We start from the raw sequence: 22865 nt of genomic DNA, 5'->3' as shown, positions 1-22865 counted from the left end.
TGTCACATAACAAAAAAGAGACCCTTACCTATAGTAAGAGCCTCTTCTAACATTATTTCGGCTGCAAAGTTAACACTTTCCCCTCTATCCCCTCCGTATTCAATGTAGTCGTATGATACGTGCCATTTACCCAGTCATCTATTTGATCATGATACCAATCACTTCTAAAATGACCTGATTGTCCTGGCCCTACGATATGATAACCGTTTGACATATCTTTCGTATCAATGACGAATCGCCAAGAAGCTCCGTGATTGACAATACCGTTATCTCCGTAACTCGCTGCTTGAACGGTAACTTGACTTCCGCCGATTGGAACTGGTTTTTCGCGATTAAATGCAAGTAGCGCTAACATACTAGATGATTTTGAAATTGGATGTGTGAACGCCAGTTGATGGTAATCGCCCCACTTCCACTCCGCAACATTCGGTCCATATTCCTTCTGTAATTTTTTCATTACATTTTCGTACGATGTATGCACAACTTTCGTGAAGCCTCCGTACTTCGTAAACCAAGCGCTCTTTTCTCCTGCTACCTCTTTTCGAATCAATTCATCAACAACCTGTGCCTTCCCTTCAAATAACTCCATCACATCTTTCGGTATTTCTTTTGAAAATAACGTATTTGAAATCTCTTTCATTAACAAATGGAATATTAACGGTGCCGCTTCATCTTTACTATCGTAAAAATTCCACTTTGTTAATTGTTTTACGCCTTCTCTCTCTACTTCATTTAACGATGCTTTATTTAACTCTTTTAAAAATATAGGAGCAAACTCTTTCCCATATAAATTTTTTTGATCCATCTGTAACTCTTCTAAATCTTTCACCGTATACTTTTCCTTTTCTTGCAAAAACTCTTGAATACGCATTTGCCTATATGGCTGCGCCCACGTATTACTAATATGGTACGGATAATTATCATCAACGATTTTATTATTTGCAGTTGAAATAAACCCTTGTTTTGGATTGATTACTTTTGGAAGTTGATCAAACGGGATATAACCTTCCCATTCATATTCATCTGTCCATCCTGGCACCGGCAAACTACCATCACCTTTTTTACGCACTGGTATATTTCCATTCGCTTTATAAGCTATCGTGCCATCGTTTGATGCAAACACAAAGTTTTGCGTTGGTGTATGAAAATCTTGAAGAGCCGTTTCAAACTCATTCCAGTCTTTCGCTTTATTCATATTTAATACAGCCTTTAACTCAGCTGACGGTTCCAATGCAGTCCATTTCAAAGCAAATACTGTTTTCGTTTTATCTTTCCGTTTATCCGCAAACTCTGAAATGACTGGACCATGCCTCGTAACCGTAACATTATATGGGACTGTCTTTCCGCCTTTTACTTTAATAGATTCATCCACAATAGTAGCTTTTTCCCACTTATCGTTATACAGAAATTCATTTTCATTATTAGGATTTCGCTTCTCAATATATAAATCTTGCACATCAGGACCGGTATTCGTAACGCCCCATGCTATTTTGTCATTGTGACCTAATATAACGCCTGGCACTCCCGCGAAAATAACGCCACTCACATGTAAATCTTTCGTTTCAAGTTTCGATTGATACCAAATAGAAGGCGTCGCAAGAGATAAATGAGGATCATCCGCTAAAATCGGCTTACCAGACGCACTCTTCTCACCACTTATAACCCAGTTATTACTACCATTAAACTCTGGTGGAATGATCGCTTTTGCAAAACTTTGTGCTACATTCACATTTGTATTTTCCAGTTCAGCTAGCAATCTAGGCGCATCTTTCGGATATGTAGGAAATAGTTCATTTGCTTGCTCTTTCGGTAGATTTTTCAGCGCCCAATAACGAAATGCCTGACCGTGCCAATGTCCGCCTAAATCAAACGCCATATACTTGCCAATTGTTAAAGAATCTACAATTGACCACTCAGCCGGCTCATAACCTAATATAGTAAACTCGACCGGCAATTTCTTTTCCTCTTTCGCCTCACGTATAAAAGCATTCACCCCATCAGCAAATGATTGCAGGGCATATTTCGCTTCTCCATCATATTGACTAATAGACGCTTCGGCTGCTCGCCGTAAACCGAGCGTTCGAAACAACTTATCTCGATCAACAGCTGCTTCCCCTACAACTTCACTCAGCATACCAGAAGCTTGCCTTCTACTTAAATCCATTTGGAACAAACGATCTTGCGCTTGTACATACCCTTGCGAAAAATATAAATCATGTGCATTTTCCGCTTTAATATGCGGTACCCCTTTATTATCTCGCTTCACCATAACAGCATGTTGTAAATCCTCTAGCTTTATCGTTCCATCTATCTTTGGCACAGATCTAAGCGTATATATGTTCAAAAAAATCGCTGTACATATAACTAACAAAAGGACGATACTACTAGACCAAATAAAAATTCTCTTACCACGAGTTCGTTTCTTTTTTATAACAACTTCCATATAACCCCCTCCTTCCTCAAACTATTCGCTTCTATTTTGAAAGAACCTTTTAGAAAAGAAAAAATCCTTCCTTGCTCATTTTATGGATCATGTAAACTGAATACTCCTTCCTTTCCTTCCCTTACATCCCCTCGTTCTTTCTTACACCAATTCCTCAAAATCCCCTTCACATAAGCGAGCGTTCGCTTATTCTGTTCAAACGCAACTTTAAGTGCCTCTAGTACTGTCTCTCCTGAAGCTTTTTGTATCCACTCTTTCAATTCTTTCACGATATATGGAGATAGACTACTTATATGTTGTTCGTAAAACTTATAAACTTCACTATGCGAAGTATCCTCTTCTATCTCTTCTTCCTTCTCCTCAGCAACTACTTCTAAAATACTATTGTCCTCTTCTGCCGGCATACCAAAATGCTGCAATAACAATGGAATCTTCCATTCTTCTTCAAGACATGTACGTAAAAACTTATGTATGAATTCTTTATTTTTTACAGTCTTTAACTCACGTAACACACATTTTTCTACATTCGTATTTAAAATAGAATTATAGTGTAGCCAATTTAGTATGTATAACTCTTTCGTTTCCGCATCGTATAAAATCTTTCCGTATTCAACAAATCTATTTAACAGCTTCTCAACCGTTTCCATACTGTAGCCTGTTTCCAGTTCTGCCACACGCTTCGGTAATACGTAAATTCCACATTGCTTCGTTTTCGTACCAGTTAACAAATATATGTAAAAATAACGCTCCTCTGGCGTTAAATCTAATATGAATTCATCTTGCCAAAAGTTCACCTGCACATTACGGTACACCGCCATATGTTTACCTCCTCCTTGCATTCATAAAAAGGCAGATTTCAATCCTTCAATATACATATAGGAATGAGGGCTTGGTTTTTTGCATTTGAATTCCAAATTTTTTTAACTACTACAACACCGGTTTTATTTTTTCACGCTTTTTTGTTCTTGTAGTTGTTTTTGTTTTGTTTTTTCTTAGTGATTTATTACTTGGTAGGTGCTTATGAGGGGCTTGGTAGGGGCTTCATAGGGGCTAAAATAAAAAAGGAGCTGTTCCAAATTTTCATTTTGGATAGCTCCTTTAAAGTCTTTATTATTTTTTCTTGCATCAATACAAACTTCTACATACCATTCATTTATTTCTGCATAGAGTCTAACATCTTCACTAAAAAGGCCGCTGCCTCACCACGAGTTGTTGTACCTTTAGGATTAAACTTGTTATCTCCAACACCAGTAACTACCTGTAGGCTGTATAATCGCTGAACAGGCCGTTTGTATGCGATCAAATGTTGATCTGTAAATGGTAATGCGACTAAATTACCTGTAACACCTTTATACTGTAATGCCTTGTCAATCATAACCGATGCTTCTTCACGAGTGATTGGTGCATTCGGGTCAAAAACACCTCCACCACGACCGCTAATAATTCCTGCACTTGCACTACGTTTAATACCATTATGCAGTGACGGATGCGCATTGTTAATATCTACAAATGACTTATTTCCTTCTGGTAGCTTTAGAGCATTTGAAATTAATGCAGCAAACTCAGCTCTCGTTACATTACGATAAGGAGCAAATATACCATTACCTTCACCTTGCATAATACCTAGGCTATGTAGTTTACGAATATGCCCTTCAAACCATCCACCTGTAATATCATCTTTCGGCTTTTGTACTTCTTCTTTTGGTACATTGTAGTTAATCTTAATCCAACTGGGATTATAGAAAATCCATTCTCCATTCCCTACTTTGTACCAACCGTTTTTAACTGCTAACACTTTGTAACGGTCACCTTTTGAAGCTTTACGAACGGTTTGATGTTCAAGTCCTGCACCGCTACGTACATTTATACCATCACCATTAACAACTAGCTCCATGCTAGGTTCCGCTGGATTAAATTCATTTGAATCAAATAGCTCATTTCTTTCTTGTAAAGGCGAGTCAATTTGTGCGTTAACATTTGCATACCATTGAATACCTTGTACGAAGCCATTCCAATTCCCACGAGAAATTAAAATGTCAGGACAGTTTTTTCCGCTCCATTGTTGATGCCTGTAAATGTGGTCCGCGCTAATTCCTTCTTTGTTCATTAAATAACCTGCAAGTTGCTTTGCATTCTCTAACGCTTTATTGTAATCTCCATCTTGGTTAACTGAAATTTCGATACCGATAGACTCTCTGTTTCCTGAACCATCACCATCTCCTGCATGCCAACCATTTTCATTTGTTGGTAGATGCTGATAGATTTGTTTATCGTCTACAGTAAAATGCCATGAAGCAGTTCGGAACGTACCTTCTGTTGCTTGTTTATACAAATATTTCGCATGATTTTCAGCATTCGCACCACGAGCTGTGTTTGCAGTCTCATGAATTGTAATGTAACGTGCTTTCATCGGATTGGCAGGGCGAATATCAGGATTTCCTGCTGGAACAACCCACTCTACAAACGGGACACCTGCAAGTGTTCCATATTTCTTTGTAGTCATCGATGCACTATACTGAATAGCTCTTGGCTTTTCAACCGGCTTCATTTCGCGAGTAGAGCCATCATTTCGACCGTCTACATGTTCAAAAGCCCTTTCAATGTTTGAAATAGCTTCATCTTCCGCTACTTGACCTGTTTTAGCTTCTTTCATTTTATGTAACTCTTCTGTTTCATCATGTTTATGTTTATATTCTTCTAAAAGAATTTTCTCATTCTCTGATACTTCCGCTTCGTTAATTTGCATGTGATCTGGAGTTTCTAGATTGAAATTAGAATAACTTAACCCGCTCGTTCCACGTTCCCCTTGTGCGATACGAAGTTGATCAGTTTGAGGTTTTTTACTCTCTTCTGCTGATATTGCTAAAGGAGCGCTCCCTAACATTACTAAACTTGTTGATAGTGCAATTACTCTTTTTTTTATAATTGTATTCATTGCTGTAATCGATACCTACACTGTTCGTGTAGTATCTCAACCTCCCTTTATATTCTCATTAGTAATAGACTATGAATCTACTATGTATGTATAAAACTATGTTTATTCCACCCTTTTATAAATACTTTCATTTTATCCCCAGCAGGTGAATGATAGTTTCAATAAAATTCCTTAACAGACATTATTTTATAACCAATTGCAATTGCCGTCAAAAGCACTTACCCTCATACACACTACTACTTCTCAAAAAATAGATTAAGATACCTTTTACTGATTTTCTTCAATAAGAAGGATTTTTATAATTTTTCATAACGATCAAGTATCTATTAAATAAATCCTGTTTCTTTGTACTTTCCCCTTTGAAAATATTAACATTTTTACATTCTTGCGATAATATAGATGTAACCTTTTACATTGAAAAGAGTTTTATTTGGAAAAGATTTCTCATATTGATACCTGAAATGAAGAAGACCGAAAAATGATGAAGAAAAACGAGAGTATATACGATATTCAGCAGATGAGATAGATTTTGAAGGGCTAGAAATAACACCGCTAGAATGGCTTGAAAACATAATTGAAATATTAAAACAAACAGTACGAGTTTATTAGATAATACGTTAAAGGGGATGAACGAATTGTTACATACGATTGTTTATGATAAAGCGAAGTACCATTTCGAAGGTGATTTTCCTGAGGACTTACCAATCGAACAAGCTTTTGTACATACTGGCATGTTTTTAGGATGGATAATTGAACATCATTTATGTAGTCAAGAATTTGAAGAAGAGTCTCAAGACGAAATGAACCAGTTTAAACTTAGACAAATGACTGGCACAGAAATTTATATGAACTGGGATGGCGTTTTAGCAGACGACATGTTAAATGATGAGGGCAACCAATTCGCAATGTACTACTTTAACCACGACGAAGACTGGAAATATATAAATGATTACAGTGATGTTTTTATAGATGAAGGTGAAACTCTCTACCATGTGCAAGATACTTGGGAAAACTATTTCAAATTAAAAGAAGTTATTGATAATAGCTATAATTATTGGAAAGACAACTTACAAAATAAATAATTATAACAAGTCGATTTCTTATGTTAATAAGGAATCGACTTTCTTAATAGTAAACTTAAATATCTTTTCATTCTAGCCTCTATTACAAATTCCCTTTAACGTTTTCGACAATCTCGTTTATCGTATTTCGATCAAACTTATCACTAATTTCGTATGGCTCACGATCTCCTACTAATTGTACGCCTACAATATCATTGCGATCCTTACCATATTGCACTTCAATAATCGATCCACGCTCTATTTGTTTCCAAACGAGACTTGCTTCATCTTTATTATCTAAAATAATACAGTCCTCAATATTTTCATCAATTCCTATTAATTTGTTTTCATCTATAAACCCAACCTCGTATTGTTGACGCTCTTTCGCTTTGCTACTTACTACTATACCTTTGCTACCATTTGAATAGTCCATATAGTCCTTTTTCCCAGATTGTACCGCTTTCGTCTCTTGTGCTTTAGTTTTTTCAGCAGTTCCACAACTCGCAATCATACCAATTGGCATAACTACAGTTAATACTACTCTAGTAAATTTCTTTATCATTTGTAACCAATCCCCTAATTTCTTACTTTATTAAAGTAAGAACATAATATATAATAGGCAAAACCAACGATAAAATATTCGTTGCATGCCCACAATTTAATTAAGGACCAGGTCATTTAAACCTAGTCCTACATAACTTTATCTTTGCTTCACATACTTAATTGTGTTGAATGAAGCCTCATTAAATAATCGTAAGTTTTCCCCATCATAGTCTTGAACTTTATATGCTATTTTCTTTTTTTGAATTGTATCTTCTACACCATCTACTAAACGTTTATTGAGATGTAAATAGATTGTAAAAGCTTCCTTATCATATTCCCAAGTGCCTTCAATATAATTCTTTTTATTTGGATACTCACCTTTACCATACGTTTCAAATGTCTTATCACCTTTTAGAATAAGTGACATAATGAAACCGTCTGTTCCTTTGAATCCCCAATTACCAATTAATTCCGTACCATCTTTCACATTCTTCATAACGTTATCCGTATTAATTCCAGCTTTCTTATCTAACTCTTTCAAATCTTTCACAGATACTGTACCGTCACCGATTTTAATATCCCCTTCAAGATCTTTGAATGCCTTAAGCCAGTAAATATCTCCTTCTTTCACTAACTTTTCGGATTTCTCCATTAACTCTTTATCAGTCTTATCGCCTTTTTCTCTTTTTTCTTTTCGGGTGAATACTTCATTTATTAAAGAAAAAGACTCTCTAAAATAACCAATTGCTTTTTCAAAATCCTTTTGTTGATTTACATACTCTGCAGGGGGATCTATCGACTCAAATTTATCTAACATTTTATTTAATTCTTTCACACTATCTACTATATCTGATTTCTTTTTCTTACCGTCAAAAACCTCTCTTGTAATATTGTTATGCTCCGCAAACAACTTATCAAACTCTACTCCTAATTTATATACTTTATTAGGGTAGTCTTCCTTTGAAACTTTTTCTTTCTTACTATTAGACTTTGATTCTTTTACTTTAGACCCTTCCGTTTTTTCCTGTTTTGAAGTGTTCGTTTTCTCAGACACTCCACAACCAAATAACAACATGACCGGAACTGCTACCCCTAGTAGTTTCTTTACATTCATGACTAATTTCTCCTTTTACTTCAATCGATTATTCTTACTATACCCAGCCTCTTTTTTTATCTTGTAATTAAAGTTACAATCGCAATAACTCCTAGAATCGGTCCCCAATATTCCATTTTTATAAAAAATAGTGAGTGCTTTTTGGTGAACATAACTTTTTCACCAGTTTCGGCATCTATATAAACTTTCCCATTTGGCTTATTAATATATTTTCCTAAATACCAAGACATAACCCCTGATATAATAAGCATTACTGCCATTGGCCAACTATGGTCTTGAAAATATGTAGCGTCCCCCGTTATAGATCCAAAGATAACCTTACCTAAAAGAGTATTAATAATTACAATAATTGCGACTAAAAAACCCCAACCAGACCAAATAATCATCTATTTCTCCTCCTAAAGTGCACAACTTTGTACCTTATGTTAAGTTGAACTGCAAATGAAAACATTAAATAAACCGAATATTCAGACGTAAATAATTATATTTATTCCACATTCGATTCTAACTTTAGTGTTCTAAATGCAAATGAACCAGACATAATTTGTAATATTGTTGGAATAAGTAAAAAGAATAATGACATAAATAACATAACTATAGGAATCACAATCATACAAACTCCATAAACTTTATTATTAACCTTGTTTACTAAACATGATAAAATAAGCAACCCTATTTGAACTATTAAAATAATAGAGTAATAAGCTAAAAGTTCATAATCAAAACCTTCCATAATATTAAACGCTACAACTATTAATAGTATGGAAATAATAATTCCTATAATGCCACCAATTAAACCTAGTACGAATTCAAGCGTTCTTTTCAATACAATCCCCCTTTTATGAGCCACTAACAACTTGTATATTTTTCCCATTCACCATCATACCAAATATTTATTGGAAAAACTATACATACTTTTCATTCTTCCTTACCTTACAGTGACCTTCTTACCATTATAGATAGCTTGTAGTAGTTACAAAATCAAAGCCTTCAAAATCACTAACTGGTTTCGATGCCTTTAGAAAGTAGACATACCTCTTGAATACAATTAGTATTAACATAAGAAATATGAAAGACTGAAAAAGGCTCTTACATGAAGGAAGGAAGTGCACAGCTATGGATTTTAAAACAGTTATGCAAGAACTTGAAACTCTAGGTAAGGAACGAACGAAAAAAATATACATATCTAACGGTGCGCATGAGCCAGTTTTTGGCGTAGCTACAGGTGCCATGAAACCAATCGCTAAAAAAATAAAATTAAATCAAGAATTAGCTGAAGAACTTTATGCCACAGGCAACTACGATGCTATGTACTTTGCAGGCATTATTGCCGATCCGAAAGCTATGAGTGAATCGGATTTTAATCGCTGGATAGATGGGGCTTATTTTTACATGCTATCTGATTATGTTGTAGCAGTAACTTTATCGGAGTCAAATATTGCACAAGACGTTGCTGATCAATGGATCGCAAGTGGGGACGAGCTTAAAATGTCTGCTGGGTGGAGTTGCTACTGTTGGCTTTTAGGAAATCGTAAAGACAATGAATTTTCCGAAAGTAAAATTTCCGATATGCTTGAAATGGTGAAAGATACAATTCATTATTCTCCAGAACGAACAAAATCCGCTATGAATAATTTCCTAAACACGGTAGCAATTTCATATGTACCACTACACGAAAAAGCAGTCGAGATTGCAAAAGAAGTTGGTATAGTTGAAATCAAACGTGATAACAAAAAAAGCAGTTTGCTACATGCTTCAGAGAGTATTCAGAAAGAACTTGATAGAGGAAGACTTGGTTTTAAGCGTAAATATGTTAGATGTTAAATTATCAAAAAAGGTGCCAATCTAAGTAAGATTGACACCTTTTTAATGAGAAAAATGAATGAACTCCCCTTTGTACACCTTATCCGTTAAAAACTTCTTCATTCAATTTATATACTCTATCTCTTTTCTCATCACTTTTGACAAAAATAAGCTTTTCTTCTTTAACAAACCCTTCTAATAGTAAGCATACTTGCCCATATGCTTTAGGCTTATTCGTTGTGAATCTCTCATCTGATATTTTACCAGATCGTATTAATCGTTCACATAGCTCAAGCGCACTTATTTCTTCAGAATCAATTAATTCTAAAATATCTTTTTGTAGGGGCGATAAAGGTACGGGAATCTCAGCTACCTCCACCTTTTCTCGTTTGTTTTCTTCTTCAAATAAATCTTCGAATGAAATTTGATTCATACTTCTTTTCCTTTCTAACGATTGATTTGTATAACATGAACTGAATCCTCTAGCGTATGTATTATTATGTATTACTTACCTTTTTTCATAAATCTCAAACTCATGTACATCGTTTCATATAGTATATTTTGATTATACCAAATATACGTTCTGTTTTCTATTGTAGAATTCATTATAATAGGAATGAAAGGAATTATGAACATTTTTCTCGTTGTTAGTTGTATAATCCCTGTAAAAAAATAGAAATAAAATCTATAAAGACCCTCTTTAACTAATTCTTTTTGGGCTTTTCCATCTCCTTTTTTAAATACAATATGATGCGCATGTGGATCATACCTATCTTTTGGAGGCTCTCCTATATTCTTTTTTAAATAAGCTCCATAATCAATTTTGTCTACATCTTTAGTAACCTCACCCGTACCCTTAAAACCCTAAAGGAGCATGGGCTTCTTTTGCTTTTCCGCCGAAGTTCGTTCCGGATCTAATTACACTTCCATCTGGCAATATTTCTACACCTTTAACGAATGGGGATACGGTGTCCACACCTTTTGCTAATTTAATTTCAATTATATAATATTAACAATTTATTTTCTTTTATCAATATATACCGCGCATTATTCATCAAGTTTAAATATGTCTATGAAAAAAGCACTTGTTGTCAAAAATAACAATCAAGTGCTTTAAATTTATATATTTTATAAGTAACATTAATCCGTCACTATTCTTTTTTTCAATAGTCCAACTAAAGCTAGTTAATTTGGATATTTTACATATTTACTCGCTAATAATGCATTCCTTAATTTAACAAAAAATATTTTAAGATTTATTTTGCTCTTCATATTCTTTCATCTCTTCGAATTTTCTTCGCTCATTTTCATTACTAGGTTTCTTCCCTAAATATTTATATTCAAAATAATCCACTCGGTCATTCGGTCCAAAAGTAGATTGATACCATTTAGTATACCCATAATGAATTTTTACTTTCCCCTCAGATGTCACAATCATATCAAAAGAATACCAAGGTTCCTGATTATTTTTTATAAATATTTCCTGTAACTCTACACTTAAATGAAATAATTCATCATATGTCTTATCATATTCTTTTTCACTCACATTAAATACATCTGGTATATCATGGGAATATATATATTCATCCGATCTATCTGTGATATTGAAAAAGAATAATACCCCACCCTCTTGGTTATGAATCTCTGCATTAAAATAAAAGATATCCCATTCTACGGGAATTGTATCATTTATTTTTTGCGCTATATTTTGATAGATTTTATTTAATTCTAATTCGAACACTTTTACATCAACCTCCTGTTTTATTAAGTATTTCACGTATTACCTTACGTTGGCCTTCAATTTGGTACTTTATTTTAAATGAGTTTGGTCTTAGCGATGAACCTAAGTATACTGGTTCAATCTTTACTGTCACTTTTTTAGGAGGCTTTCCACCTAATGCATTAGCCCATTCTTTCTCCATGTTATACCATTCTCCACCCGAACGATTAATTTGTTTATTTTGAGCGACTAAATTATCAATATCACCGGATCCATGGAATTGCGTCCCTATCAAATGCCCACCATCATCATCCGGCAATCTATCTTCTCTTCCTGCAGCCACTTGCATTCCTGTGTTTCGTTTTCCTTTTTGAAGTATTAATCCTTCCGCCTCAACATCTACTATTCTACCAAGCTCATCTGTTGTATATTTATAACCATCCTCAGTGATATAGCGTACGTTTGGCGCAAGTTCTTTCCTTCCATTTTTCCCTTTAACAATGTGCTTCCCAAGATCTTTCTCTTTTATATCAGTTATCTTAGGAGTTTCACCCGTACCCTTAACCCCACCACTCTCCAAATTCGAGATCCTACTCTGAATACTCGCCTTTAAGGCATCATGGGCTTCTTGGAATTTCCCGCTATAGTTCGTTCCAGTTCTAACGACACTTCCATCTGGCAGTATTTCTACACCTTTAAAGACTGGGGATACGGCGTCCGCACCTTTTGCTAATGTATTTTCAATTATATAATACTAGTAGTTTCTGTTAGCTTTAATTCATAAAAATAATTTCTATAAATTTATAATATACCTTTCAATTAAAAAAGCACTTGATTGCCTTTAGTCGACAATCAAGCGCTTTAAGTTTCATCTGTTTTTAAGCAGCATAAATTTGTAAGTTTTGTAGTAACAGTATGACACCTTTTATATGTGGTAACAACTACTACGTTAAAACTTACGAGTTTGTACGAGTTCGTTAGTTTAATATATATTCCATGTGTTTATATTCAGCACCCAATAAAATGTCATCTCGCCTAAGCTCGTACTTCGTTTTCTATTCTATCATTGCACACAGTACTCCATGATGGTACAACCATCATGGAGTATCTATTTTCAAACACCCTATTATTTTTTCTATCCACTTCACATAAACTTTATTTTTCATTCATCATTATATTTTTTAATCGTGTAATTTACTTAAAAAATCAGTAAATGTATCTGCAATATAAAATACATTTTCTCTTGCCAGTTCTTCTACTTGTGCTTCTGTTAAACCTTCTTGACGCATTAACATTTCTTTTTCGCCAGCATTCTCATGCTCCCAAAAAACTACAATTGGGTTTTCTGTATTATTTTTATAATCTAAACACATTAAATTTCCAGCTGGATCAATTGCAATAGGGAAAATCTTTTGCGGAAGCGTAGGTTTGTATATTTCATACTTTTTAATAATGTACTCACTACTTTCCTCATCAAAACTAAATAAACTACCAAAGCAACGCTCTACATTGCCTACATTAAATTCTTCTGGTAATACACTCGCACCTCCATTTATTTTTACACAATCAATATAATCTTGAGGTAACTGGAAGCCTAATTGTAATCCAATTTCTTTAATCTTAGTTTCTGATACTTCTGCATCAGCATATTCCCACTCTAAATCTTTTCTCATCTAATACCCTCTCCCCATAATTTATTTCCACCAAGATGGTTAACCCCATGAATATCTGTTAATACTAATTGCATCTTTCCAGGAACCTGATGATGGTGCCAAGTAAGCCCCTTTATTCTTGCTCTCCCCTTTTCAATCTGATTAAGCTGTTGTGGAGTAAAAAGTTCCCTTGGTACTTTACCTTCTTCAATTGCCTTTTTTAATATCCTTGTACACTCTTTAAACTGATCTGTATCTTTCATAACATAATATTCTTCCTTTAATTTTAACGTAAATTTTAAGTTATCTCCTTTAAAAATAGGAAAACCTAACACATCATAGTCTACACCCTGCACATGTGTTCCTCCTGCCAATCCTTTATTAATTATATTATTTTTAGGTGAAGCGTTTAAAAAGTCATCAACATATCCTACCACTGATTTAAATTCTTCAACACTATCATACCCAAATTCTTTGATGGTAGTATCATCTACTTGTTTTAAGAAATCTTCAACACTATCATATCCCTTAGGAACAATTGATCTATTAATCAAATTTCCGTCTTTATCGTAATTATTTTTAATTACTTCGTCAATTTCAGATCTATGAACAGCGTTACCCGTACCCTTAGCAAGTTGATAAGCGTCATCCTTAGCTGCCGTACTTGCCTTTGAAAACTTTCCAGCTACTTCTCCAACAGTTGAAGATTCTATATAAGGAAGCCTCATTCCTATTCCAGTATCCACCATCCTAACTGCTACTGGAATAGGAGTATTTTTCATAGCATCTAGTGCATTCTTTAAAGTCTTATTTTCCTTAAGCGATTGTACCACATTATTTCTACGCTAAAACGCAAAAAAGCACTTGTTGCCTATCATAGACAATTAAGTGCTTTAATTTCATGTGTTTTTAAGTAGCATAAATTTATAAGTATTTTAGTAAAAGTATGACACCTTATATGCATCGTGACAAGTACATTAAAACTTACGAGCTTGTACGAGTTCATTAGTTTCAGGTTCATTTTAAGTGTATATCTTCGTAGCCAAATAAAACCTCATCTCACCTAAGCTCGTACTTTGTTTTCTGTTCTTTCATTGCACTCCATGATGATACAACCATCATTAGTCTGTACTTTTTAACAGCCCATTTTAAATAGCGACATCTTGATAACCTACTTCATCTACCCTTTCATTTATAAGACGAATTCCTAAACCATTTTCCTCATCCCATGAACAATCAAACGAGACCCCTACATCACGTCCATCGCGAAGGAAATCATACGGAACAGAAATACCTACTAATGTTATATGTTCTATTAATTGATCAACTGTTTCAATTAATGGGTAATCTTCATTAAATGCAACATCATAACCAAGCTCATGCCTTTTTTGTTTATAATAATTTAAAATTGGTTGTAATATGTTATGTTGGATTTTCTCCCAATTATCCATTAATGAATTGTATGCCACATATTGACCTTCATCAAATTTACCATCATCTTCTCCTCCAATTAATAATGCTATCTCCGTGTCCTTTCCTAAAAACTTTATGGTTCTGTATCCTACCCATGTATACTGATAATCAAGTACTCCAAAAACTTTATCATTTATTGTCATTTTATAATCTCCTTATTATTTATTTGCAAATCCTCCAGGTTCAAAAGCTCCTGCGTTTATTTCACCAACTCCACCAAGGTGTCCAAATTTGGCGTTTATTTCTGTTGGCACAAGTTGTATAGTAACTCCATCATTTAACTCATGCCATGTTAATTTATTTTTTACTCGGTATTTTTCTATATCTTTTGCCGTAATTCCACCAGCTTCCATTCCAAATTGGTTTGCCAATTCTGGTGAATTATTAAGCTGATCTGCTAACCTTTCATTTGCTTGCTTAAAATTATAATCTCTAGCAGTATTTCCTTTAGCCCCTTTTCCACCTAGCATATAATCGATTTCCAACTGTGCCTTCGCTACAGGTGAAAAATCAGGAACTCCATTTTTATACTCAATTCCATTAATACCAGCTTCATTTAAGATTTTCTGTAACGTAGGATCTGGTGGTGGTTTTAGGGTACATAAAGACTCACCTCTAACCCCTTCAAAAACGACATTTGAATTCGTTTCTGCGGGTGTTTGCTTGAATCTTGATTCATATGTACTGGCAAATTCCTCTTGCTTGAAGGCTGGTGGAATATCAGCATCTCTATCACCCGTACCCTTAACCCCACCACTCTCCAAATTCGAGATCCTACTCTGAATACTCGCCTTTGAGGCATCATGGGCTTCTTGGAATTTCCCGCTATAGTTCGTTCCAGATCTAACGACACTTCCATCTGGCAGTATTTCTACACCTTTAACGAATGGGGTTACGGAGTCCACACCTTTTGCTAATGTATTTTCAATTATATAATACTGGTAATTTCCGTTAGGTTTAATTCATAAAAATAATTTCTTTAAATTTATAGTATATCTTTCAATAAAAAAAGCGCTTGTTGTCTTTCGTAGACAATCAAGTGCTTTAAGTTCATGTATTTTTAAATAGCATAAATTTGTAAGTTTTGTAGTAACAGTATGACACCTTTTATATGTCATGACAACTACTATGTTAAAACTTACGAGTTTGTACGAGTTCGTTAATTTAATATACATTCCATGCGTTTATATTCATCCCACAGTAAAATGTCATCTCGCCTAAGCTCGTACTTCTTTTTCTATTCTATCCTTGCACGTAATACTCTATTTAAAGCAGTTACATAAAAACCTTGATAAGTATTCAACTTATCAAGGTTTAAGCTCTATAACTTATAATTTTCCCATAGTTTTTTTCTCATTATATGTGTCTCTAAATCTGCTAATCTAACAGGTATGGGTAACCGACTTTCTTTATTAATAAGTCTCATGACAATTTCAGTACTTGTCTCTATATCAATCCAGTTACCACATGAGATAAAAATGGGTTTTACACTTTTGGTTGTTCTTAAAGCTCGACCATATATTTCATTATTAATGATAATATCCGTATACGATCCCTCTTGATTTTCAGGCATAGTAAAATCTACATCTTTAATCTTTAAATAACTTTTCGCTACACCAATTGTTGGTTTATTTAAATAGAAAGAAGCATGTGTTGCAATACCCATGTGTCGATAATGCAAATAACCATTCCCATCAAACATATAGATATCTGGTTGTTTAGTTAGTTTTTTTGCTGCAGCTTTAATTAAAGGCAACTCACGAAAAGCAAGAAAACCTGAAATATACGGGATTGTTATTTCTCCATAACTGTACACTTTTTCAACAACTTCATGTGTACTAAAATCAATGACTACAATACAGCATGTACCATACGTTTTACCATTTATTTCCCAATACGCTAAATCTACTCCTGCAACAAATCGTATTTCTTCTAATTGAAAGGTATTTCTAAGTTGTACTTTTGGTAAGAATGCACGCTGCTCATTTTTAAATTCCTCTATTAAAGGTTTTAATTTAGAATTATCCATTGCAATCACAGCGTAAAATTTTTTCAATAAATAGTAAATTCTCTTTGGTTGATTCAAGCTTTTGTTTTTTTATATATTCTTGTTGATCCCGCTCAGCGCAACATAAACATATCGCCGTATTTAAACTCCTCTTCATATTTCCCTCTCCACTTTCATACCAAATTTAGTGCATACCTCCTGTATGTCTTCTAACCATACTTCATTTGATGAATTACAACTCAACATTTCAACTGATTTTGTATAGTATTTACTTTATTATACTTTTGGCTCCCTACTGAATTTTTTAGCATATAATAAATCTGATTCACTTGGTTCTGTTTTTTGTTCTATAATATTCCCTTGTTCATCATACTTTTTAAAAGTCATCTCACGTCCGGCAATACATTCAGACTCATACTTTTTCGCCCTGTTTTCAAAGAATTCAACCTGGTAGCCTTCTGCCGAGTTTTTATTCATATTTCCTATCCTTTTTATATTACCACTCGGATAAAACTCCACATATTTTCCTTGTTTAACACCATTTTCTACGTAGAAATAACTTTCTATATTCCCATTTTCATAAATATCGTAAGCTAATCCAGTAAATAATTTTTCTTTTCCATCATCAGTATACTCTACTATTCCTAAATCATAAGGCCCCCCGTATTCTAAGTACTCCTCAAACTCTAGGCCGTTCTGTATTATATACTCCTTCGTTAATATATCATTTAACATTTTTTGAAACCTCCGTGATTATTTCAAATTCATCTGTAAGATAAGCACAATGAGGACACCTTAGAAACATCATTCCAGCTGGTTTTGTTCTATTTTGCCCCGTACGAATTACATTGATAACAAAATTATCCAAACCAGCACTTGGATTAGCCTTTAATGCTTTATTCAAGGCAATTACTTCAGCGTGTGAACCTGCACCTTTTGTAAATGTATATGAATCAATAACTTCTTGTGGCATAGAATCATATCTTGACTTTATTAAAGGATGGAAATCGGGCAATATTCCATCGTAGTCATTTATCGAATAGTGAATTTTACCAGTTGTTTTATCATACACTCCAGCAAAGGCTGGACCAATTTTTTTCTTACTTATCCCCGTATCCTTTAACTTTTGCAATTCCTTAAGTGTTTCACCGCGTAAGTTAATCCTATAATTCAATTCTTTTGAAGTAAATTTTCCATATTTATTACGTAAATAATCTATTCGACTATTAGCAGTACCCTTAACCCCACCACTCTCCAAATTCGAGATCCTACTCTGAATACTCGCCTTTGAGGCATCATGGGCTTCTTGGAATTTCCCGCTATAGTTCGTTCCAGATCTAACGACACTTCCATCTGGCAGTATTTCTACACCTTTAAAGATTGGGGATACGGAGTCCACACCTTTTGCTAGTTTAATTTCAATTATATAATACTAGTAATTCCTGTTAGCTTTAATTCATAAAAATAATTTCTATAAATTTATAGTATACCTTTCAATTAAAAAAGCACTTGTTGCCTCAAATAGACAATCAAGCGCTTTAAGTTCATATATTTTTAAATAGCATAAATTTGTAAGTTTTTTAGTAACAGTATGACACCTTTTATATGTCGTGACAACGACTACGTTGAAACTTGCGAGTTCGTTAGTTTCATGCCCATTCCATTTTTATATTCATCGCCCAATAAAATGCTATCTCGCCTAAGCTTGTACTTTATTTTCTATTCTATCATTGCACGTAATACTCTATGATGGTACAACCATCATAGAGTATATACCTTTTAACAGCCTATTCTTTTTCGTTTGCTTGTCTTATGTGCCAGTGTATATTTAACTTTAGCATTACGAACTTTGTCATTCTCTTGTGTAAAGTATACATTGAGTAGTATGTGACTATAATACTTATAAAGCTACTATAACCAATCTCGTTTGTTTACTTATTACTGAAGACTTTTAATCCATACTATAGAGTATTAATCAACCATATCCACAAAGTATTCAGTATCCTGATTAATTTTTCGTATAAATTCCTCCAATGAATCAGCTATTTGAGTCTCAAAAAAATATACAGGAGTTTGTTGAGGTGTATTCAAATCAAGTGTTAAATATACACCCTCGTTTATTTCATAAAAAACTAATTTATCTTCTTCCTCGTATATTCCCTCTAAATCTGGATCAAACTCGTAAATACCTTCTCTCAATGTAATATCCGCTATAGTATCTGGATCCATTATTCTATTTATTGCATCCACATTATTTCCTTTTATAAAACCATAACCAACTTCTAAGTAAAAACTTCTAAGTTCATTAGGAAATGCAAATCCAAGTCTCTCTTCTGCCACTATAAGTTCATTTTCTTGTAATTTAAAAAACTTATGATGACTATTTTTTATAAAATCAAATGTAGCCATAAAAACTACCTCCTTGGAAATAATTTATTTGATGGTGACCCTTTACCATGAATTCCTGCCTGATGTTCATCAGGAAACTTAGCTGGATGTATGTTCCACCATTCATGAGGCCCACCAAAATTATTCTCTATAATATGATGCGCATCATAGGGTTGCCCAATATCCCTTGCTACTCTACCTTTTTTATCATAAACTTCCTCAGTATATCTTGGCCATGTTTGACCTGTTTTTTCTTCCCATTCACTTATCAATTTGTTTTTCACACTGTTAAATTTATTTCTGTGTTTTAACGTTTCCAATGGCGTCATTTTTTCATACTTATGTTCCCTTAGAGCAGCCTTTAATTGTTCTACTTGGTTTTTATGAAGCTTCAATCCTGTTTTTGACTCTACATCTCTAATATAATCTTTAGCTAAATCGTAATCAATTTTAACTGTACCCTTAACCCCACCACTCTCCAAATTCGAGATCCTACTCTGAATACTCGCCTTTGAGGCATCATGGGCTTCTTGGAATTTCCCGCTATAGTTCGTTCCAGATCTAACGACACTTCCATCTGGCAGTATTTCTACACCTTTAACGAATGGGGTTACGGAGTCCACACCTTTTGCTACTAAACCTTTAATGAAATAGTCCGCATCATTAATCTTATCTACGGTTTTCCAACCTTGTATTTTTAAATTTTTTAATAGATTATTTTCCTTAAGCGATTGTACCACATTTCCACCCAAATTTGGATTAAAACCAGGCATTCCTTCTTTGAATTTTAATAATTTCGCTAAATCAGCTAATTCACTCGTGCCTTTGAATGCTTTTACTCCTTTTCCTACTGCTCCAACAACTGGGATTGCATCTAATCCGCCAAAAATGATGTTTCCTACCCGCTCTTCTTGGCTCAATTTCCGGTGTGTTCCCCAGTCTTCTCCGTCGATACCGCTTTTTATTTGTACAGCACCGTATACTACTGCGGCAGCGGTTCCGAGTGGCGGGCAAAGGATTGTTGTGATGATGATTCCTAGGCCTATTCCTATGTCTCGCACCATTTCTAGTTTTTTCTGTTCATCTTCTATCGATTTGTATTCAAACCCTCGTGTGGATGGGACTACTTTCTTATATTCTTCATAATTTAGTTTTGCATCCGGATTTTGTTTTTTTAGTTCTTTGTATTCCTCTCTCAGTACGTTATCAAATGCAGGTGAATCTTTAAAAATATCTTCTATTGTTATTTTATCTTTTTTTGTTTTTATTGTTTGTGGTACACTTCCGTACCCTGCATGCGCATCTGGTAATACTGTCGTTGTTGTGGAGCCAATTCGGTTATCTGTTTTGAAACTGAGAATAGACGTATCTCTCATTTTTTGAGCGAATTTATCCATTTCTACTAAAAAAGGTTTATCTATATGTTCAGAGACCAATCGCCCTGCTTCTCCGCAATATTTTTGTAATGTCGAATAGCTATCAAGTAATTCCCCTATTTTTTGCGATTGATCTTTTGGGTTAAAATGTATACTACCATCTGAGTCTAAATCTCGTATTCTTCCATCAATTTTTTTCAATAATTCATTTGCGTGCCGTAATTTTATGAGTGTATCTTTTGTAATTCGATTCATACCATCTCCCATGTTTTGCCATGGTTCAGGTCTATATTTCACATCCATTTCGTTTTCATCCCCCAGCCGTATGGTGATTTCTACAACTTACTTAATATTTCACGTAATTGTTCGTCCTTTTCAAGCATTTCTACACATGCGACCCTTACAAGTGTCGCCGACCTAGAATAGTGTTCAGCAAATTCAAGTGTTTTGTGTAATATATCAGGATATTTTTCAATTACTCTCATCGCTTCACCTTTTTGATAAAAATCACTGCTTAATAAACTCTCAATATTCGTTCCAATGACGCCTACATGGATTGCATATATATCTTCTAACTTCATTACTATATCAAGTAGTTCTTGAAAATTAACTAATACTTCCTCTCCACCACCAGAACCACTATCTCCCATTGATACTTGCATTATTCAATACCTCCTAACGAGAATTGTCTCGGGTCAATTAATTTTTTATACGGCATTTTTAACACGTCATACAATTTCTTATTTACCGCATAGAGACTCACCCAGTCATATCGATTACGTTCTACATCTATTTGAACGAAATCTTCTCCTTCAGTGAAATATAAAAAACATTCCCATTTTCCTCCTCTATTACTCCGAGGCCTCGTATACGTTTCCATCGCTATAACGTCTTTATTTGATAAATCTTTTTCCTCAAATGTTTGTTGTTCTATTTCTGTCATTCTCTTTGAGAAAAATGTATCTTCTATTTCCCTCGGTTCTCTCAACAAGAAAGGGATGCGTGTTAATAAGGAAAAATATACGTCTGGCTTTGGTATGTAGTCGATCTCGTATTTTTTATTTGGTTCTATTTCTGTTAATACAGCCACTCGGTCTTTATCCTCTTTTAAAAAGCCAATTAATACATTATTCATTCTCGTGTATTCATGACAATTTTCATATTCCTTTAATAGTTCAATCATTTGAAAAGCGGCACGGGTAATTCCATTTTCGCTTGTAAGTAAGCCCTTTTCTTTTAAACTCGTAGTTGCTTTCGTGACACATTCTTCATCAAGTAAAATAATTACGTCACGGTTTGGCAATCCAAATATATCTGTAACTCCAGCTGCACCTGCGAGAACATATAATTCAGCAGGTGCAAAGTTCATTTCTTTCCCCATTCTTTTATCCCTCATTTCTCCATCACAATTGTTTTATCGCCCTTACTTCCGATATATCGCCGTACGTTTGAATACTTTTCTCTAACTCTTTCAAAGCTTTCGTATGTCCTTCAAATGCCTCTACCATTTCTGAATTATATTGAATAATTAAATCTAGATAACTTAAAAAGGCATCCCTCGTTTTTCCATTCCAGTTCGCACATGTAACGTATGCTTTTAAGTTTTTCGCTTGATTTAAAGAATCCTTCATACCATTTTCAATATTTTGCGCGTAAGAAATGGCACTTGCTGTGTTACTTCCTATAATTTCAACCTCTTTGCCACTCATGTGGATTCCCTCCATTCTTTCTATACTTAATGGATAAGTTTTTCAATTTCCTTTTTCTTCTCTTCAAAAGCTTTGGTCGCTGCAGCGTATGCTGACGCTTTTTCCGCTTCTGCTTTCGCTTTATATTCCAAATACTTTGCATAAGCTGTACTTATCGCAGATCCAACATCGCTTAATGCACTTTTAAAATAGGATAATACTGTATGTAAGTCTTCATCCTTTTCATGACGTTTTTGTTCAAATTCAACTGCCGGAATTTTATTAGCTTCTAAACCATTACTTTTACTCTCATAATCTCTTTTCGCTGATTCAGCCTCTTGAATGAATTGTTTTAACTCTCTTTCTTGATCTTTTAAATAATCATGTAATTTATCATACTGGTCTCGTTTCCTCGCGCTTTCTGTAAAACCCGATGCATTTAAAAAAGCATTATACAATTCATCTAACATCTTTCTCCCCCTTTAGCACAATAACTATGTAGTTAAATTCGTATATTTAAACATGAATATTCATTACATTGAGAATTTATAAATAATTATTTTTGCATATTGCCATTTTATCAAAGGGGTTTTAACATTTCCATATTTTATAAAAAGCTTTCGCATTTTTCTTCAATTAAATAGCAATGAATATTTAATTG

The 22865-nt window shown here is 34.2% G+C and carries 25 protein-coding genes and 2 pseudogenes; 2 read left to right on the top strand and 25 right to left on the bottom strand.

All coding sequences use genetic code 11. The annotated features are described in order from the left end of the window. Positions 1-52: 52 nt before the first annotated feature. From KVT31_RS17235 to KVT31_RS17225, 3 genes are all read right to left on the bottom strand, one after another. A complete protein-coding gene (locus KVT31_RS17235) occupies positions 53-2443 on the bottom strand; it encodes a penicillin acylase family protein (protein WP_088097004.1) in 2391 nt (796 codons plus the stop codon). Between the two features lie 80 nt (positions 2444-2523). Continuing rightward, entirely contained in the window at positions 2524-3261 is a 738-nt protein-coding gene (locus KVT31_RS17230) for a DnaD domain-containing protein (protein ID WP_088097005.1), read from the bottom strand. 335 nt (positions 3262-3596) lie between these two features. Then, positions 3597-5378, bottom strand: coding sequence for an S-layer homology domain-containing protein (locus KVT31_RS17225; protein WP_088097006.1), 1782 nt, complete (start codon positions 5376-5378; stop codon positions 3597-3599). A gap of 635 nt (positions 5379-6013) precedes the next feature. Here KVT31_RS17225 and KVT31_RS17220 point away from each other — a divergent pair. Further along, positions 6014-6460, top strand: coding sequence for a DUF7832 domain-containing protein (locus tag KVT31_RS17220; RefSeq protein WP_088097007.1), 447 nt, complete (start codon positions 6014-6016; stop codon positions 6458-6460). A gap of 82 nt (positions 6461-6542) precedes the next feature. Here the strand turns inward: KVT31_RS17220 and KVT31_RS17215 are convergent, their stop codons facing one another. The 4 genes from KVT31_RS17215 to KVT31_RS17200 all read right to left on the bottom strand — a co-directional run bounded on the left by KVT31_RS17215 (position 6543) and on the right by KVT31_RS17200 (position 8922). After that, positions 6543-7001: a hypothetical protein gene (locus KVT31_RS17215; RefSeq protein WP_088097008.1), complete on the bottom strand. Its 459-nt coding sequence runs from the start codon at positions 6999-7001 to the stop codon at positions 6543-6545. Positions 7002-7139: 138 nt separating this feature from the next. Next, positions 7140-8096 carry a DUF3994 domain-containing protein gene (locus tag KVT31_RS17210; RefSeq protein WP_088097009.1) on the bottom strand — a complete coding sequence of 319 codons (957 nt, stop codon included), beginning with the start codon at positions 8094-8096 and terminating at the stop codon, positions 7140-7142. Between the two features lie 56 nt (positions 8097-8152). Continuing rightward, a complete protein-coding gene (locus KVT31_RS17205) occupies positions 8153-8482 on the bottom strand; it encodes a hypothetical protein (RefSeq protein ID WP_079245755.1) in 330 nt (109 codons plus the stop codon). A 101-nt stretch (positions 8483-8583) separates the two neighbouring features. After that, complete coding sequence (locus KVT31_RS17200) at positions 8584-8922, bottom strand: DUF4064 domain-containing protein (protein WP_088097010.1); 339 nt, start codon at positions 8920-8922, stop codon at positions 8584-8586. Between the two features lie 290 nt (positions 8923-9212). Between KVT31_RS17200 and KVT31_RS17195 the strand changes: the two genes are divergently transcribed. After that, positions 9213-9920 (top strand): DNA alkylation repair protein, encoded by a 708-nt coding sequence (locus KVT31_RS17195; protein WP_088097011.1) that lies wholly within the window; start codon positions 9213-9215, stop codon positions 9918-9920. A gap of 79 nt (positions 9921-9999) precedes the next feature. Here KVT31_RS17195 and KVT31_RS17190 read toward each other — a convergent pair whose 3' ends face one another. The 18 genes and pseudogenes from KVT31_RS17190 to KVT31_RS17110 form a co-directional block, all read right to left on the bottom strand. Further along, entirely contained in the window at positions 10000-10332 is a 333-nt protein-coding gene (locus KVT31_RS17190; protein ID WP_088097012.1) for a DUF3895 domain-containing protein, read from the bottom strand. Between the two features lie 441 nt (positions 10333-10773). Further along, positions 10774-10875 (bottom strand): annotated as a pseudogene (locus KVT31_RS30315) (hypothetical protein); the annotation flags it as partial. A 273-nt stretch (positions 10876-11148) separates the two neighbouring features. Then, a complete protein-coding gene (locus KVT31_RS17180; protein ID WP_088097013.1) occupies positions 11149-11640 on the bottom strand; it encodes an immunity protein YezG family protein in 492 nt (163 codons plus the stop codon). Between the two features lie 7 nt (positions 11641-11647). Then, the gene (locus KVT31_RS17175) at positions 11648-12301 is read right to left on the bottom strand and encodes a DNA/RNA non-specific endonuclease (RefSeq protein WP_249276719.1); all 654 of its coding nucleotides are present in this window, start codon (positions 12299-12301) and stop codon (positions 11648-11650) included. 499 nt (positions 12302-12800) lie between these two features. Beyond that, positions 12801-13292, bottom strand: a complete 492-nt coding sequence (locus KVT31_RS17170; RefSeq protein WP_088097015.1) for an SMI1/KNR4 family protein — start codon at positions 13290-13292, stop codon at positions 12801-12803. Next, positions 13289-14107 (bottom strand): annotated as a pseudogene (locus KVT31_RS17165) (HNH endonuclease); the annotation flags it as partial. The gene KVT31_RS17170 and the pseudogene KVT31_RS17165, both read right to left, overlap by 4 nt. Before the next feature lie 312 nt (positions 14108-14419). After that, a complete protein-coding gene (locus KVT31_RS17160) occupies positions 14420-14887 on the bottom strand; it encodes a DUF6985 domain-containing protein (protein ID WP_088097018.1) in 468 nt (155 codons plus the stop codon). Between the two features lie 15 nt (positions 14888-14902). Then, positions 14903-15649, bottom strand: coding sequence for an HNH endonuclease (locus tag KVT31_RS17155; RefSeq protein WP_088097019.1), 747 nt, complete (start codon positions 15647-15649; stop codon positions 14903-14905). Between the two features lie 57 nt (positions 15650-15706). Continuing rightward, the gene (locus tag KVT31_RS30310; protein ID WP_140392514.1) at positions 15707-15913 is read right to left on the bottom strand and encodes a hypothetical protein; all 207 of its coding nucleotides are present in this window, start codon (positions 15911-15913) and stop codon (positions 15707-15709) included. A 152-nt stretch (positions 15914-16065) separates the two neighbouring features. After that, complete coding sequence (locus tag KVT31_RS17150; RefSeq protein WP_140392499.1) at positions 16066-16773, bottom strand: endonuclease V; 708 nt, start codon at positions 16771-16773, stop codon at positions 16066-16068. Positions 16774-17028: 255 nt separating this feature from the next. Further along, positions 17029-17487, bottom strand: coding sequence for a toxin-antitoxin system YwqK family antitoxin (locus KVT31_RS17145; RefSeq protein WP_000930862.1), 459 nt, complete (start codon positions 17485-17487; stop codon positions 17029-17031). Continuing rightward, positions 17477-18151: a YwqJ-related putative deaminase gene (locus tag KVT31_RS30720; RefSeq protein WP_170930146.1), complete on the bottom strand. Its 675-nt coding sequence runs from the start codon at positions 18149-18151 to the stop codon at positions 17477-17479. The genes KVT31_RS17145 and KVT31_RS30720 overlap by 11 nt, the downstream gene beginning before the upstream one ends. Before the next feature lie 572 nt (positions 18152-18723). Then, the gene (locus tag KVT31_RS17135; RefSeq protein ID WP_088097022.1) at positions 18724-19161 is read right to left on the bottom strand and encodes an SMI1/KNR4 family protein; all 438 of its coding nucleotides are present in this window, start codon (positions 19159-19161) and stop codon (positions 18724-18726) included. Positions 19162-19166: 5 nt separating this feature from the next. Next, positions 19167-20819: a hypothetical protein gene (locus tag KVT31_RS17130; RefSeq protein WP_088097023.1), complete on the bottom strand. Its 1653-nt coding sequence runs from the start codon at positions 20817-20819 to the stop codon at positions 19167-19169. Between the two features lie 32 nt (positions 20820-20851). Beyond that, the gene (locus KVT31_RS17125; protein WP_088097024.1) at positions 20852-21178 is read right to left on the bottom strand and encodes an MFS transporter; all 327 of its coding nucleotides are present in this window, start codon (positions 21176-21178) and stop codon (positions 20852-20854) included. Then, positions 21178-21897 (bottom strand): DUF5081 family protein, encoded by a 720-nt coding sequence (locus KVT31_RS17120; protein WP_088097025.1) that lies wholly within the window; start codon positions 21895-21897, stop codon positions 21178-21180. Before KVT31_RS17120 ends, KVT31_RS17125 begins: the two co-directional genes overlap by 1 nt. 22 nt (positions 21898-21919) lie before the next feature. Continuing rightward, entirely contained in the window at positions 21920-22225 is a 306-nt protein-coding gene (locus KVT31_RS17115; protein ID WP_016087084.1) for a WXG100 family type VII secretion target, read from the bottom strand. A gap of 26 nt (positions 22226-22251) precedes the next feature. Then, on the bottom strand, positions 22252-22674 hold the full coding sequence (locus KVT31_RS17110) for a hypothetical protein (protein ID WP_088097026.1): 423 nt from the start codon (positions 22672-22674) through the stop codon (positions 22252-22254). Between the last annotated feature and the right edge of the window lie 191 nt (positions 22675-22865).

The organism is Bacillus sp. GbtcB14, from assembly GCF_019091205.1.
In the GTDB taxonomy this organism is placed as follows: domain Bacteria; phylum Bacillota; class Bacilli; order Bacillales; family Bacillaceae_G; genus Bacillus_A; species Bacillus_A cereus_AG.
The sequence above is the reverse complement of the archived record's forward strand: the minus strand, read 5'-3'. Positions and strand labels throughout refer to the sequence as shown.